Annotated in this window: 12 protein-coding genes; 6 read left to right on the top strand and 6 right to left on the bottom strand. The window is 72.5% G+C overall.

The window, feature by feature from the left end; all coding sequences use genetic code 11:
- Position 1 precedes the first annotated feature (1 nt).
- A complete protein-coding gene (locus Bra3105_RS13820; RefSeq protein ID WP_228357294.1) occupies positions 2–904 on the top strand; it encodes a carbohydrate ABC transporter permease in 903 nt (300 codons plus the stop codon).
- Here the strand turns inward: Bra3105_RS13820 and Bra3105_RS13815 are convergent.
- Both Bra3105_RS13815 and Bra3105_RS13810 read right to left on the bottom strand, forming a co-directional pair.
- Positions 882–1,772 carry a glycoside hydrolase family protein gene (locus Bra3105_RS13815; protein ID WP_228359665.1) on the bottom strand — a complete coding sequence of 297 codons (891 nt, stop codon included), beginning with the start codon at positions 1,770–1,772 and terminating at the stop codon, positions 882–884. The genes Bra3105_RS13820 and Bra3105_RS13815 overlap by 23 nt on opposite strands.
- Before the next feature lie 123 nt (positions 1,773–1,895).
- Positions 1,896–3,068 carry a glycoside hydrolase family 172 protein gene (locus tag Bra3105_RS13810; protein WP_228357293.1) on the bottom strand — a complete coding sequence of 391 codons (1,173 nt, stop codon included), beginning with the start codon at positions 3,066–3,068 and terminating at the stop codon, positions 1,896–1,898.
- A 286-nt stretch (positions 3,069–3,354) separates the two neighbouring features.
- On the opposite strand from Bra3105_RS13810, the gene Bra3105_RS13805 reads away from it, so the two are divergent.
- On the top strand, positions 3,355–4,542 hold the full coding sequence (locus Bra3105_RS13805) for a glycoside hydrolase family 183 protein (protein WP_228357292.1): 1,188 nt from the start codon (positions 3,355–3,357) through the stop codon (positions 4,540–4,542).
- Positions 4,543–4,728: 186 nt separating this feature from the next.
- Positions 4,729–4,926 (top strand): hypothetical protein, encoded by a 198-nt coding sequence (locus tag Bra3105_RS13800; RefSeq protein WP_228357291.1) that lies wholly within the window; start codon positions 4,729–4,731, stop codon positions 4,924–4,926.
- 64 nt (positions 4,927–4,990) lie between these two features.
- Here the strand turns inward: Bra3105_RS13800 and Bra3105_RS13795 are convergent, their stop codons facing one another.
- Entirely contained in the window at positions 4,991–5,587 is a 597-nt protein-coding gene (locus Bra3105_RS13795) for a helix-turn-helix domain-containing protein (protein WP_228357290.1), read from the bottom strand.
- Positions 5,588–5,776: 189 nt separating this feature from the next.
- Here Bra3105_RS13795 and Bra3105_RS13790 point away from each other — a divergent pair, with 189 nt between their 5' ends.
- Positions 5,777–7,015, top strand: a complete 1,239-nt coding sequence (locus Bra3105_RS13790) for an MFS transporter (RefSeq protein ID WP_228357289.1) — start codon at positions 5,777–5,779, stop codon at positions 7,013–7,015.
- 133 nt (positions 7,016–7,148) lie between these two features.
- A complete protein-coding gene (locus Bra3105_RS13785; protein ID WP_228357288.1) occupies positions 7,149–7,415 on the top strand; it encodes a hypothetical protein in 267 nt (88 codons plus the stop codon).
- A 111-nt stretch (positions 7,416–7,526) separates the two neighbouring features.
- Here Bra3105_RS13785 and Bra3105_RS13780 read toward each other — a convergent pair whose 3' ends face one another.
- Genes Bra3105_RS13780 through Bra3105_RS13770 form a run of 3 tightly spaced genes read right to left on the bottom strand, consistent with a single transcriptional unit; the run spans position 7,527 to position 10,788 of the window.
- The gene (locus Bra3105_RS13780; protein ID WP_228357287.1) at positions 7,527–8,882 is read right to left on the bottom strand and encodes an alpha/beta fold hydrolase; all 1,356 of its coding nucleotides are present in this window, start codon (positions 8,880–8,882) and stop codon (positions 7,527–7,529) included.
- 26 nt (positions 8,883–8,908) lie between these two features.
- The gene (locus Bra3105_RS13775; protein WP_228357286.1) at positions 8,909–9,934 is read right to left on the bottom strand and encodes a LacI family DNA-binding transcriptional regulator; all 1,026 of its coding nucleotides are present in this window, start codon (positions 9,932–9,934) and stop codon (positions 8,909–8,911) included.
- Positions 9,931–10,788 (bottom strand): DeoR/GlpR family DNA-binding transcription regulator, encoded by an 858-nt coding sequence (locus Bra3105_RS13770; protein WP_228357285.1) that lies wholly within the window; start codon positions 10,786–10,788, stop codon positions 9,931–9,933. The genes Bra3105_RS13775 and Bra3105_RS13770 overlap by 4 nt, the downstream gene beginning before the upstream one ends.
- Positions 10,789–11,078: 290 nt before the next feature.
- Here Bra3105_RS13770 and Bra3105_RS13765 point away from each other — a divergent pair, with 290 nt between their 5' ends.
- Positions 11,079–11,957, top strand: coding sequence for an SIS domain-containing protein (locus Bra3105_RS13765; RefSeq protein ID WP_228357284.1), 879 nt, complete (start codon positions 11,079–11,081; stop codon positions 11,955–11,957).
- The last annotated feature ends 4 nt before the right edge of the window (positions 11,958–11,961 follow it).

The raw sequence follows: 11,961 nt of genomic DNA, 5'->3' as shown, positions 1-11,961 counted from the left end.
CATGGCGATCGCACCGACCATCCCGGCCGTCGAGCCCGACGCCCCGACCCGCGTCCCGACCCGCCGCCACCATCGGAGGCTCACCCCCGCGCGCGCAGGGATCCTGGCCCTGAAGTTCGTCGCGGGAGCGATCATCGTCGGCCTTGCGCTGTTCCCGCTGGCGTGGATGGTGATCTCCGGGTTCAAGCTGCGCACCGAGGTGGTGCGCACTCCCTTCCAGTTCTTCCCGGACGTCTGGGAGGTGCAGAACTACGTCCAGATCCTCAGCGACCCGTCGTTCGTGCGGACGCTCGCGATCACGGGGCTCGGCGCGGTCATCTTCACGACCGGCTCCATCCTCATCAACTCCATGGCCGCCTACGCGTTCGCGCGGCTGGAGTTCGTGGGCAAGCGGATCGTGTGGCCGCTGGTGCTGATGACCATGTTCATCCCCGGCATGACCATCCTGCTCACGAGCTTCATCGTGGTCACGAAGCTGTACATGCTCGACACCCTCGCGGTGCTGATCCTGCCGGGGCTCGCCTCGGCGGGGCACGTGTTCTTCGTGCGCCAGTTCTACCTGAACATCCCCTCGAGCCTCGAGGAGGCGGCGCGCGTGGACGGCTGCGGGCGCTGGGGCGTGTACTTCCGCGTGTTCCTGCCGCTGTCCAAGGCGCCGTTCGTGGTGGTGGGCATCGGCTCGTTCATGGCCTACTGGAACAGCTTCGTCTGGCCGGTCCTGACCATCACGAACCCCGATCTGTTCCAGGTCCAGCAGTACCTCGCGAACTTCCGCGGGGAGCGCTCGAGCGAGCTCGGCCTGCTCATGGCCGGCTCCGCGCTCGCGGCGGCGCCGATCATCATCCTGTTCCTGATCTTCCAGCGCCAGATCATCGCGAACATCAAGATGGCCGGGCTGAAGTGATCTCCAGCGGGCGGATGCTGAGCCCGCCCCTCCCCCAGCCTCCGCCGGTGACCCACAGCCGCGAGGGGTCCTCGGGGTCGACGACGCTCTCCGCGCAGTGCTCGTCGAGGTCGACGTCGACGGCGTCCGCGTCCTCGAAGCGCTCGGGGTCGCGCGAGAAGTAGGCGAGGGTCCGGTCGTACTGACCCGATTCGCAGACGAACAGGATCCAGCCGAGCGGATCGTCGGCCGGGGCCGACCCGATCGCACCCTCGGCCCCGCGGGTCTCGACGAATCCGCCGCTCCCGACGATCCCGACCGAGCCGTCGGGGAGCACGGGCACCACGAAGGGGGATTCGGTGGGGCCGCCGACGGTCCCGCTCTGCGCGGACCTGTAGGCCACGCACGGCGCGGACCAGGTGACGAGGTCCCTGCTCTCGCGCACGGAGACCTCGTGGAAGCCGCCGTCCGGCCGCGAGGTGCGCGTGCAGTACATGAGCCAGCGCCCGCCCTCGCGCAGCACCATCGGGTCGCGGGCGTCGAAGCCGTCCTCGCAGAGCGGCCCGCCCGCGTGGTGCTCCCAGGTGAACAGGTCGGTGCTGGTGGCGAGCTCGATCCGGTAGCGCGTGTGGTCGGCCGTGCCGCCGCAGTAGAACATCCAGAAGCGGCCGTCGTGGCGGATCACGTGCGGCGCCCAGACGTGGGTCTCCCCCAGGTCCGTGCGGGCGTGCATCACGGGATCGTGGATGCTCCATTCCGGTGCCTCGAGCGAGGGCGTCGAGGCGTGGAGGAAGAACGTCTCGTCGAGCGGGGCGGCGGGCTCGGGGTGCCAGATGCCGAAGACGTGCCAGCTGCCGCGTGCGTCGCGCACGAGCGTGTGGTCGTTGATGTACCAGGGCGTGCCCGGCGTCGGGGAGGCATCGAGCAGATGGCGCTTGCGGCCGGGGCGCAGGCCGACGGGCGGGGGTCGGACGGGCCCTCGTGCGGGGCGCGGGTCCTCTCGGTCCCGGGCTCAGGTGACATCCATGCCGTCCCAGGTGGGCGCCTGCCGGTGCGGGTCCTCGGCGAAGGGCGCGTGCGGCTCCGTCTGGTACCAGAACGCGGTGGTCGCGACGTCCTCGCGCAGCGGGCGGTAGCGGACCCTCCCGTCGACCGGCCGGGCGAAGCCGAGGGCCTGCACGGTGACGCGGATCCGCTCGCGGAAGCGGATCGGATCGGGCACGTGCCAGCGGTAGAGGCCGAAGCGGGTGAGGGAGTCGCCGAAGCCGTCGGGCCGGATCACCTGCGGCATCCCGAGGTACGGCGTCGAGTACTCGGCGTAGGCGCCGGCGGGGTGCTCGAAGGCCCAGGCGCCGCCCACGTAGTCCTCGGTGCCGGTGCCGCAGATCGTCGGGAAGATGCTCGGCGCCTCGAGGCCCTCGCCGCCCTCTCCGTGCCGTGCTCCCTCGAGGTCGTCGTCGATGTAGACCTTCACCTCGCCCTCGCCCCACCAGGCGGTGCGGTGGGTCTCCCACGCGAGGTAGGTGCCGACGTAGTGCCCGGCGCCGCGCACGCCGTCGAGGATGACGTGCGGTGACTGGGCGTCCACGGGATCGGAGCGCCGCCACTGCGCGTGCAGGCGCAGGTCGCGGCCGGTGACGTCCTCGAAGGACCCGGTGACCTGGTAGAAGAAGCCCTCGACCGGTTCGGTGGAGAGGTTCTCGATCTCCATGCGCGCCCGGCGCGAGAACGGCATCGGCCAGTAGCAGTTCAGCCCGCCGGCGGGGGCGACGGTCACCATCTGCGAGGTCACGGGCGCGAACCGGGCCCATCCCTGGCAGAAGAAGTCGCCGAGCGGCACCTCGATCGACGGCTCGGCCTCGTCGTCCCAGAACACGCGCAGCACGAGGGAGCGAAGGTGCTCGGGCAGCACGGTGATCCACATGTGCTGGATGATCCCGGGCCCCTCCACGTCCACGAAGGTGCGCGTGCTGCGCCCGGGCAGGTCGATGCACGGAGACTTCTTCCATCCCCGGGGCAGCTCGCGGGACGCCCAGGCGGTCTCGTGCTCGCCGTGCTCGGCGCGCCCGCCCTGCCCGGGCGCGCCGGTGGGGTTCTCGGCGCTGATCGAGAAGGTGCGCGCCTCGGAGAGCACCGTGAGATCGGGGGCCGACGGACCAGGGGGCGGCGGTGGGGTCGTGTGCATCGGCAGCCCGTTCTCCGCAGGCGCGCGCTCCGACGCTGGAGACGTGGGCCCGCGGGTCGCTAAACGTTTTCGCGGATTCCGGCCACTCTAGAGCGGCCCGCGGGGGAAGTAAACGCCGGACGGGCGGACTGACGCACGTCGCTCGTGCTCCACGAGGCACGTGCAAGTCGCCGAGGCGCACGGACGCCCGGCTCCACGAGCGAGTAAACGATTGCCAGGACGTGCCGCCGTCGGTACAGTGCGGTGCGCATGCGACGGCGCATGCCCACCGACGAAGGGGTCCACCGTGCACCACGCACCCGAGAACCGGAACTCTCCCGACGACGCCTCGATCCCCCGCTCCTCCGTGCTGCGCGGCGGGGCCTTCGCGATCGGCGCCGGAACCCTCGGCGCGGCGGCGCTCGCGCAGACGGCGAGCGCGCCCGCGGCCGACGCCGCCCCCAGGCCGCGTCCGAACCCGTCGTACCGTCGCCCGCGCGTGACCCGCACGGCCACCCTCACCGGCCCCGGCCTCACCACCGAGTACGGCTTCGAGGCGACCGACCTGGGCGTCCCCTGCCGCACACCTGACGGCCGCCTCCTCGTGGTCTTCGGCGACACCTTCGAGGGCGCGAAGGTGGGATCGGGCCGCTGGACCTCCCCTGTCGCCCTGTACGCCAAGGACCGGCGTCGGCCGGCCGCGGGCGGTCTGCAGTGGACCGGCGCCGTGGGCGGGGCGCGCGCCGAGCAGCTCATCGACTACGACCACGGCGGCGAGATCAGCACGTACCTGCCCGGGGACGTGATCACCCTGGGCGACACCATGCACCTGTGGGTGCAGGCCAACGCCGGTTTCGGCAACGTGGTGCGCACGGAGATCTGGTCCTCGAAGGACTCCGGGGAGACCTGGGAGCGCGGCGCGGAGATGTTCCCCGGCGACCACCTGGGCGGGCTCTCCCAGCAGGCGACCTGGTGCAAGGACCCGGCGAGCGACTGGGTGTACCTTCTGACCACGGGCTTCCAGCGCGACAAGGGCGCGATCCTGCAGCGGGTGAAGGACTCGAAGATCCTCGACGCCTCGGCCTACGAGACCTTCGGGCCGACCGACGAGGGGAAGACGATCTGGGAGTGGGGCGCGGACCCGGAGCCGGTGGTCGGCGGCTCCGTGGGCGAGATGTGCCTGCGCACGATCGAGGACCGCTTCGTGCTCACCTTCTTCAACGCGGGTCTCTACCGGATGGACCTGCTCGCCGCGACGTCCGTGACCGGTCTGCGCGAGGGCGCGTTCTCCGAGACGCTGCTGTGGGGCTGCGACTGGGGGCATGAGGACGACGAGCGCGTGGCGCAGCTCTACGGCGGGTACATCGTGCCCGGCTCGACCCTCGACGACCTCCACCTCACCGTCTCGCAGTGGCACACGGGACCGGACTGGCCGTACCACGTGCAGCAGTTCCGGGTGCAGGGCCTGGCCAAGGGGATCCGCGCCGGCCGCTGAGCCCGGCCGGGACCGTGCGCGGCGAACGCCGCCGCGACCCATCATCCGAAGGTGCGAATCTCGTGTGCGGCGGTTCCCCGCAGCTGTCGGGCACTGCCAGGCTGGGCCTCGCCGTCGTGCTCTCGGCGGCGGGGCGACCCGGCACCTGCCCATCGCCCCCTGTGCTACGAGAAGGCGAGGTGCGCGATGAGCGGCCAGCACATCATCGGGGCGGCACTGGTCCTCGTCGGGGGCGTGCTCGCGCTGTTCCTGCCGGACCTCGAGTTCCTCTGGTTCCGCGGGCGTCCGCTCGGCGTCGTCCTGGTCGTCCTGGGCGTGATCGACCTGCTCAGCGCAGGCCGGCCCCGGAGCGGACCGACGGAAGTTCCCGGGCCGCGCGAATGAGTGTCGTGGTCGGGTGCATCCGGGCAGGGCATCCGCGCGCAGCAGTGAGCGCCGCGCTCCGCGCTCAGACCGTGCGCGGCTGCAGCGCGACGCTGAGGAACACCGTGCCCGGCTCGCGCAGTGAGCGGTAGCGGTAGGTCGCGTCGGTGACCACGCGTCCCGTGCCGCCCGCCTCGATCACCTCGGTCCCCTGCTCGGTGGTGACCTCGAGCGCGCCCTCGATCACGTGCAGCATGCGGCCCGAGGAGGGCACGCCGGAGCCACCCTCGTAGACGTCCTCGCCCAGCAGCCTCCACTTCCACGTCTCGACGGAGACGCCGGGGGCATCCATGGCATCGAGGATCACCGCCCAGGAGCCGCCGTCGGTCGACCACACCTCGACGCCGTCGGGCTGGGCGTGCGCACCGATGCCCATCAGGGCCGCGAACGTGGTGCCCAGCCCCGCTGCCACGCGGTCGAGGATCGCGACGCTGGGATTGGCCTGGCCGAGCTCGATCTGGGTGAGCATGCGGCGGCTGACGCCGCTGTGCTCGGCGAGCGCACCCACGCTCAGGTCGTTCTCCTGCCGGGCGGCGCGGATCCGGGACCCGATCTGCTCGACGACGGCCTGGCGCATGCGGCCGGAGCCGGCGTGCGAGGGCGTGGGCTGTGCGTCATCCATGGTGATGAGCACTATATTGCACACCGGCCGAGGTGGGCATTATGTTGCGCATGAGGGCCGCGTGCCTCGCCCTCACCACCGCTGATGTGCGAATGCTCCCCGCGCCGCCCTGCCCGCCCGCTCCCCACGGGCCTGGGGCAGGAGCCGGGGCGCTGCCGCGCCCTCGATACGCCTCGAAGGAGGTCACCCGTGACGCACCCGGTCACCGCTCCCGCCCCGGCCCGCCGGACCGACGGCCCGCTGCTGCGCTGGTACCTCTCCTACGGGTCCTTCACCGTGCCGCAGGCTGCGGCTCCCATCGCCTTCGCGCTGATCGCCCTGCCGCTGACGGGGGACGCCGCGAGCGGCGCGGCGATGATGACCGTGATGACGCTCGCCCAGGTCGTCGGGGCCGTCCCCGTCACGCGGATCGGGCAGCGCTTCGACCGGATCCGCTTCCTGCGCACCCTGATCGGCCTGCGCACCCTCGCCCTCGCGGCGATCGCGGTCCTCGCCGGCATCGGCGCGCCCTTCGAACTTGTCGTGGCCGCGGCCGCGGCGGCCGGTGTCGTCAACGGAGCGGCCTTCGGGCACCTGCGCGCGGTCCTGAACCACCTGGTCCCGGCCGGCCGTCTGCCGCGCGCGCTCGGGATCACCGCGACGCTGAACGAGGTCGTGTTCGCCGCCGCGCCGGTGCTTGCCTCCGTGCTGGGTGCGCTCTCGCCGCAGGCCGCCGCCTGGGCGATGGTCGTGCTCGGTGTCGGCCCGGTGCTGCTGCTCCCGCAGGTGCACGAGGGCTGCAGTGTCGATGGAGAGACGTCGAGGACTGCGAAGCTGCAGGTGACGCCGATGATCGCCGTGTGGCTGCTGTGCGCGGCCTCGAGCTCCGCCGCGATCGCGGCGATCGAGATCGGTGCGGTCTCGATGGCCGTCGACTTCGGGCTCGAGCCCTCATGGGGCGTCCTGTTCCCCCTCGCCCTGTGCCTCACCTCGATCACCGGCGGGATCTGGGTCAGCGTGCGCAATGCGATGCCGCGTCGGCGCACGGTGCTTGCGTGGCTGATGGTGATGGCGCTCGGGGTTCTCTCGGTGATGGCCGGTCACTCCGTGGCGGCGACGCTGGTCGGCGCCCTGCTGGTGGGTCTCGTGCTCGCCCCGCTCGCCACCTACTACCAGCTGGTCCTGGACCGACTGGTCGTGCCCGAGCAGCGGGCGGAGGTCTTCGCCCTGCTGCGCACCGCGAACGCGCTGGGGATCATCACCTCGAGCGCGCTGATCTCCCTGGCCTCGCTCACGGCGACCTTCTCCGTGGTGCTCGCGCTCATGAGCATGGCGATCCTGGTGATCGGGTGTGTCTTCGCCGCGGCCCGACTTCACGCACGGCGCCTGCGGCGGGAGCGCGGAAGGACCGAGGATGCACCGCGCCGCGAAAGGATCGACGTGCACTGAGGTTCCGCCGCCTCGGCGCGCGCCCTCGTCGCCCCTGCGCGCGCCGGGGACCGGAGCTCGCAGGACCAAGGTCGCGCCCCGTCACCGACGTTCTGCCGATGCCCCCGCCCGCGCGCCGCGGCAGAGTGGAGGCATGGCATCCTCCCGTGGTCACCTCGAGAACCTCCGGCACAAGCTCTTCGGAGACCGCCGCGATCAGCGCTGGGCCCTGCGGGAAGCGGGCTTCGAGGACGAAGCCGACGCCGCGGCCTGGGCGCACGACCTGCTCGCAGCCCAGGGGCGCGGCGAGCGGGCCGGATCGGCTGAGGGCATCCGGCGGATCCGCGCAGCCCGCCCCGACCTCACTCTCAGCACCGCGCGGTTCATCGCACGCCAGACGGACACGAGGTTCCCCGGCTGAGGCTCCACCCGCGCGACGGTCCCAGGCCGCGCTGTCCCACGCCGCGCGGTCCCACGTCCTCCACCCCCGCGCCGCGCGGTCCCATGCCCTGCACCCCCACGCCTCACACCCTCACGCGAGGCGAGTGCCCTGCACGATCCCGATCAGGTGGTCGAGGACGCCGTCGCCGCTCGCGCGCAGCCCGTTGTGCTGGAACTCGCTGGTGACCCAGCAGGTGGCGCGGGGCAGCAGATCGGCCGTGGCCAGGGAGAACTCGCGCGGGACGTAGGCGTCGTCGTAGTAGACCGCCGCGGCGACGGGGACGTCGGCCGCGCGCAGCGCCTCGGGGTCGTAGAGGACCGGCCACTGCCGCGCGGCGAGGAGGTCGGCGGCCTGCGCCCAGGGGGCAAGCTCGGGGTCCTCGGTGATCGCCTCGCGGTGCATGTGCTCGCCCGCGAGCAGGGTCGCGTCGGCGCGGACCGCCTCGGGCATGGTGCGCTCGGCCGCCCAGTCCATGGCGACGCCGTCGGCCCAGCAGGATTCGTGCAGGACCGCGTAGATCGGGTTGCGGCCGCCGAACGGAAGCGCGGCGGCGAGATCGTGCCGCAGCACGGGGCTGTCGGGCTCGTTCTCCAGAAGGTAGTGCAGCTTCTCGGAACCTCCCGAGGCGCCCAGCAGGTGGCCGAGGCGCCGCAGCCGCTCCACGCCCACGATCTCTCCGTCGCCGAGGACGAGGCGGCCGGCGGCGGCCCGCTCGACGAGGCGCTGCATGCGGTTGCGATCGCCCGGGAAGCGCGCGTAGTGCGCCTCGCTGCGGCGGATCATGCCCTGCCAGGTGGTCTCGTAGACCACGTCGAGGTCGGGGCCCAGCTTGGGCAGGCCCCCGGTGAACATGGCCGTGTCCAGCGACTGGGCGTGGGCGCTGAGGTAGCGCAGGGCCGTGAACCCGCCGAAGGACTGGCCCAGCAGGCTCCAAGTCCGTGCGCCGAGGGTCTCGCGGACGAGCTCGGCGTCCTCGACGATCGCGTCGGCCCGGAAGTGCGCAAGATAGTCGGCCTGCTGGGCAGGGCTCGCCTCGCGCAGGGTCGCCGGGGCGCGGAGATCGGCACCCGGGGGCGCGACGACGTCGATCGCGCCCTCGGGCAGCGCGGAGTCGAGGCCGACGGGGGTCGAGCGTCCGGTGCCGCGCTGGTCGAGCATGACCACGCGATAGTCCTTCAGCGCACGGGCGAGCCAGGAGGGGTTCGCGGGGTGCGCACTGGGCCGGGGCGCCTCGGAGCCGGGGCCCCCCTGAAGGTAGACGAGGAGGGGCCGGTCCTCGCCGCCGGGGGCGGTGGCGACGCGCGCGAAGACCTCGATGTGCGGGCCCGACGGGTCGGCGTGGTCCAGGGGTGCGCTCACGCGCACGTCGGTGAGCGAGAGGCCCGGCAGGGACCAGGTGGTGAGCTCGGGAGAGCCGGGGGACGCGGAGCGGGAGGCGGTGGGCATGACGTCCAGCGTAGATGCCGGAGCGCTCAGTCCCCGTCGATCGTGGTGCCGCCGGGGAAGAACTCCCAGTCGAAGCGGTGCAGGCTGCCGGGGGTGCCCTCGCGGTCCAGCGCCCGCGCGAGGATGATGTCGGCCATCCGCGCGAACACGTCCTGGACGCCGTAGTAGCTGATGGGGCCGAGCATCTGGGCGTCGTCGGGGACGTCGCCGATGGAGATGATCTCGAGGTCCTCGGGCACCGAGATGCCCGCGTGCATCGCCGCGACCTGCAGCGCGAGCGCCTGGTAGCCGGTGGAGCAGATGACGGCCGTCGGCCGGTCCGGCCCGTCGAGCCAGGCCTGGGAGTACTCGAAGCTCTGCTGGCGGTCGGTGCCCGAGGCGTGCACGAGGTCGATGCCCGGGCCGTCGCCGGCCTCGGCCGCGGCGTCGAGGAAGACGTGCGCGCGAGAGGGGAAGAACGGCCTGCGCTCGGGGTCGATCTCCCGGCCGGACATGAAGGCGACGGACTCGTGCCGCGCGCGCAGCCGCTGGTAGGCGGCGTGCACAGCGGGAAGCGCGGAGGAGGAGACGACGTCGAACCGCTCCGGCTCGATGCGCTCGCTGAAGGCGACGATCCCGCTCTGCCCCCGCGCGAGGTGGCGCACCTGCTCGGGGCCCTCGGGCGTGAAGTCGATGCTGGTGACGAACGAGCAGTCGAACGCGGAGCCGGAGAGGAACTCGAACCAGCGCTCGTCGCCCAGGATCAGGGTCGAGAGGTCCTCGGGCAGGGCGCGATCGCGCACCGCGCCGGCGAGGCTCAGTCCCCACGGGTCCTCGAGCATGCCCAGGGCGAGCACGATGCCGCCGCTGCGGCCCGTGCGCAGGGAGCGGGCGTTGCGGTTGGGGACGTAGCCGAGCTCCTCGGCCGCACCCCGCACCTTCGCCTTGGTCTCCGGGGATCCGGAGGATCGCTCGCCCCCGCGGCCCGAGAGCACGAACGACGCGGTCGCGACGGACACGCCCGCCTTCTTGGCGACGTCGGCGAGGGTCACCGGGCGTCCGGCGGTGTTCATCGGCTGCTCTCCTTCGCGACGACGACCTCGACGCCCGCCCCGCGCAGCGCCGCGACGGCGTCGGGTTCTGCTCCCGCGTCCGTGACCACGGCGTCCAGGCCCTCGGTGGCCTGGATGCGGGCGAAGGCGCTGGTGCCGATCTTCGAGGAGTCGGCGAGCACGACGACCTTCTCCGCGCGATCGGCGAGGCGCGCGGAGATCAGCGCCTCGGCCTCGTCATGGGTGCAGGCGCCGTCGCGGGCGCTGATCCCGTCGACGCCGAGGAACAGCAGGTCGATGCGGATCTGCTCGAGCATCTGCTCGGCCCAGCCGCCCACCAGCTCGAAGCTGCCGCCGCGCACGATCCCACCGGTCACCACGAGCTGCAGGTGCCGGCGCACCGCGAGCTCCTGGGCGATGTTCAGCGCGTTCGTCACCAGGGTCGTGGGCCGCGTGGCCTCGCGGATCGAGTCGCGGGCGACGAGCTCGTGGGCGAGCGCGGTCGTGGTGGTGCCACCGTTCATGCCGACGACGGTGCCCGGCTCGAGCATGTCCACGGCGGCGCGGGCGATCGCGTCCTTCGCGTCGGCGTGGCGGGTGGAGCGGTAGCGCATGGGCAGCGCGCTCGCGTCGGGATGCGCCGACGCCCCGCCATGGCTGCGGATCACCAGCTGCTGCGCGGCGAGGCTGTCGAGGTCGCGGCGCACCGTCGCGGGCGAGGTGCCGAGGTCGCCGGCGAGCTCGTCCACGCGGACATGGCCGCGCTCGATCACCAGGTCGAGGATCCGGTCCAGGCGCTGACGGCGCCCGCGGGCGGGCGCGCCCGAGGTGCGGTCGGTCGCCGCGGGGGAGCTCGGCACTGCGTCGCTGGGCACCGGTCGCCTCCTCGTCATGCGATGTGCGGTGGATGTGCGGTTCGAGATCGCTGCATCGAGGGTATGCGACGCAGCTGCCCTGCCGGTGGCGAGTCCGTCTGAAGAGTGCGCGGAGCGGCCGGCGCGAGCCCCTGTGCACCGTCTCACCGATTGCGCAGACATGAGCGTTCTGATTCGATATGCTCATAAACGATCACCGAAGGATCGCAGCTTCGCGGACGCCGCCCCGTCGGCCGCCCATCCATCGACCACCCACCCGCCGGCCCCGGCACATCCCCGAAGGAGACGCGATGACCAGCGCCACCGAGACCGAACTGCGCACCCAGCCCGAGACCTGGCAGCAGGCGATCGACCTGCTGCCGGCCGTGCGCGACCTGCTGCCGCGCGCCGGAGAGCGCGTGCTGATCGTGGGCGCCGGGACCTCGTGGTTCATGGCGATCGCCTATGCGAAGCTGCGCGAGGCCGCCGGCCAGGGCGTCACCGATGCCCTCACCCCCACCGAGGTCTCCCCCGCCCGCAGCTACGACCGCGTCATCGCGCTCTCGCGCAGCGGCACCACGACCGAGATCATCGACGTGCTGCGGCGGCTCTCTGACGTCCCGAGCGTGCTGGTCACCGCCGTCGCCGGCGGCCCGGCGAGCGAGCACGCCGACGCCGAGATCGTCCTGGACTTCGCCGACGAGACGTCCGTCGTCCAGACCCGCTTCGCCACCAGCGCCCTGGCCCTGCTGCGCGCCTCCCTCGGCGAGGACCTGAACAGCGCGATCGCCGACGCCCGCGGCGTGCTGGACCGCGAGATCCCGCAGGAATGGATCGACGCGGATCAGATCACCTTCCTGGGCACCGGGTGGACCAAGGGCCTCGCCGACGAGGCCGGCCTGAAGATGCGCGAGGCCTCCCAGTCCTGGACCGAGTCCTACTACGCGATGGAGTACCGGCACGGCCCGATCGCGATCGCCCAGAGCGGCCGCATCACATACCAGTTCGGCCCCGCGCCGGCAGGTCTGGCCGCGCAGACCGAGCAGGCGGGATCCGCATTCGTCGCCTCGGACCTGGACCCCCTCGCCCAGCTCGTCGCCGTCCACCTCTGGGCCGTGCGCCGCGCCGAGGCGAAGGGGCTCGTCCCCGACACCCCGCGCCACCTCACCCGCGCCGTGCACCTGGTCTGAGACC

The organism is Brachybacterium halotolerans subsp. kimchii (assembly GCF_020792675.1).
In the GTDB taxonomy this organism is placed as follows: Bacteria; Actinomycetota; Actinomycetes; order Actinomycetales; family Dermabacteraceae; genus Brachybacterium; species Brachybacterium halotolerans.
Note: the sequence above shows the minus strand (reverse complement) of the source record. Positions and strands in the feature narration are given on the sequence as shown.